The 2741-nt window shown below is 33.5% G+C and carries 3 protein-coding genes; 2 read left to right on the top strand and 1 reads right to left on the bottom strand.

Features of this window, described 5'->3' with window-relative positions; genetic code table 11:
• Window positions 1-170 precede the first annotated feature (170 nt).
• Window positions 171-500, bottom strand: coding sequence for a helix-turn-helix domain-containing protein (locus tag F0000_RS26940; RefSeq protein WP_149627793.1), 330 nt, complete (start codon window positions 498-500; stop codon window positions 171-173).
• A gap of 139 nt (window positions 501-639) precedes the next feature.
• Here F0000_RS26940 and F0000_RS26935 point away from each other — a divergent pair, with 139 nt between their 5' ends.
• Complete coding sequence (locus tag F0000_RS26935) at window positions 640-2166, top strand: hypothetical protein (RefSeq protein WP_149627792.1); 1527 nt, start codon at window positions 640-642, stop codon at window positions 2164-2166.
• A gap of 131 nt (window positions 2167-2297) precedes the next feature.
• A partial coding sequence (locus F0000_RS26930) for a hypothetical protein (protein WP_223148952.1) occupies window positions 2298-2741 on the top strand: 444 nt, incomplete at its 3' end.

Here is a 2741-nt window from a genome sequence, read left to right as displayed (position 1 = left end):
ATTATTCAACAATTATATATTAGATTTGAAGATCGAGTGGCACTTGATTTAGCGACCAAGCCCCAGGAGGGCTCTGGGAGCTAGATCCCAGAGCCCTCCTGGGGCTTAACCCTGAGACAGGGTTATATTACACTTCCTATCAAATGTGGCTGTTTTTGGTTTATAGGGTTTTAAGAATATGCTCTTTTAGCATTAAAGTCACGTATAAGAGCATCTATAGTAATATAGATATGCTCTTTTTCTTTTTGTGATAGTTTAGAAACGTGTTCTATACGTTTTAGTAGTTCTGTATCCAATTCTAAATCGGTACTTCCTACTAGGTAATCTAAAGATACTTTTAATGCATTAGCAATTTTGGTAGCCATCTCGATAGTAGGTTTTACTTCGTTACGCTCATATCTTCCATAAGCATCTCCGTTGATATTAATAAGCTTACCTATATCAGCCTGTGATAATTTTTTCCTTTTACGTACCAATCCTAAACGTTCACCAAAAGTCATAAATGTATGTTTTAATGCAGTATTTTATACTAAAACACAAATATAGAAACAAAATATGTAGTATAAAATTAAGTTTTGTTTGTTTGATTCATTAAGATATTATAGTTTTGCTACAAATATGTAGGTAAAAAAGATTTTTATGCAATTACAAACCGATAACACCGATCAACTCATTTACGAAAACGAAATCCTAGAATTCACAGTTTTAGGTGGTATTAGATTAGAAGGATTAGATCGAATGCGTATCACAGTCAAAGTACAATTACAAAAAAGTAGTAGACCACCAGTACGTCATAATCTAGATTTATATAATGATACACAATTAGAAAAGTTTATCCGTAAATGTGCAGAAAAACTAGAAATAGGTACAAGTGTAATAGCAGCAAGTTTATCAGAACTCACAGAAGAATTAGAAAAATATCGGCTAAGCCGCATTAAAGAGTCAGAAGAAAATCTAAAACCCAAGATTAAGCAACTAAATATTGCAGAAAAAGAAACAGCTGAGCTATTTTTAAAAGAAGAAAATTTATTAGTAAAAACTAATAAACTCATTGGTGAAAGTGGTGTAATCGGAGAGGAAACCAACCGATTGTTAATGTATCTGATCTTTACCAGCAGAAAAAGGCAACAACCGCTACACGTAATTAGTTTAGGAAGTTCAGGAACAGGAAAAACACATTTACAATCTTCAGTAGGAGAATTGATGCCAGAAGAAGAACGGGTAAGTATTACCACATTATCAGAAAATGCCTTTTACTACTTCGGCAAACAAGAATTAAAACACAAAGTCATATTAATAGAAGATTTAGACGGAGCAGAAAATGCACTCTATCCATTACGAGAACTACAAACCAAAAAGAGGATCGTAAAAACCATTGCCAGTAAAAATCATAAAGGAGAAACCCAAACCAAATATCTGGTTGTAGAAGGCCCTGTTTGCGTAGCAGGTTGTACCACAAAAGAACATATTTATGAAGATAACGCCAACAGGAGCTTTTTACTCTACTTAGATGAAAGTCCAGCACAAGACGAGAAAATAATGCAATACCAACGCGGCATATCAGCAGGACAGATTAATCATTACGAAGAAACCGAGGTGCAAGAGTTTTTACAAAATGTACAACGAATACTCAAACCTATAAAGATCATCAATCCGTATGCAAAATACTTATCACTACCATTAGCTGTATTTAAACCTCGCAGAACCAACAACCATTACCTGCAATTTATAGAAGCAATCACCTTTTATTACCAATACCAAAGAGAACAGAACGTAGATAAGAAAACAGGCGAAATCTATATCGAAACCACTTTAGAAGATATCGAAAATGCCAATATGTTACTCAAAGAAGTATTACTACGCAAAAGTGATGAACTTACAGGAAGCTGCAGAAATTACCTTGAAAACCTAAAAGAGTACCTAAAAACCAATAAAAAGAAACAATACACAAATAGAGAAATCCGTAAAGCATTACGAATCAACCCAAGCAATCAAAAACGCTATAACCTACAATTAATCACAGGCTACTATATCAAGAAAGTAAAAGGTAAAAAAGCCACAGGATATCATTATGAAGTTGTTAGTACTACCGAATATAACCAATTACAAGATCAGATAAATAGTGTATTAGATAAGGCTTTAGAGAAGCTAAAGAAGAAAAAATAATTGTCTGTGGCGACTCGCCACGCGGTTCATTAGTTCAAAAGTGGTTCAAACCAAAAATGAACTACCTAAGAAAAAGAAAGTCAATTAATTATCATAGTGGTTCGCAAAGTTCACCAAAAAGTATATGAGGGATGAGAAAATTACACCTTAAAAACGAAAGCTACCAATACCTAGAAGCCTCTTTTAAAGAATGGTTGGATATTTTAGGGTATGCAGAAAGTACGATGTATAACTTACCCAATCATATAAGAGAATTACTCTACTACTTAGAACAAAATAATATTCCTCATATCAAAGAACTAGATAACCTGATTATCAAAGAATATTATAACCATCTAAAATTACGAAGTAATGATAGAAAAGGTGGAGCATTAAGCAATGGAAGTTTAAACAAACATTTGCAAGCACTCTACAAGTTTACAGACTATTTACGCCAAAATGGTAGAATAACCTTACCTAAATTATCCATTGATTGGGAGCAAGACGACACAGGAACAATCGAAACCTTAACTATACAAGAAATCCAACAACTCTACAAAGCTACAAGACATTATCCCAGAAATATAAAACACACC

This window comes from Aquimarina sp. RZ0 (assembly GCF_008370685.1).
Lineage (GTDB): Bacteria > Bacteroidota > Bacteroidia > Flavobacteriales > Flavobacteriaceae > Aquimarina.
The sequence above is the reverse complement of the archived record's forward strand: the minus strand, read 5'-3'. Positions and strand labels throughout refer to the sequence as shown.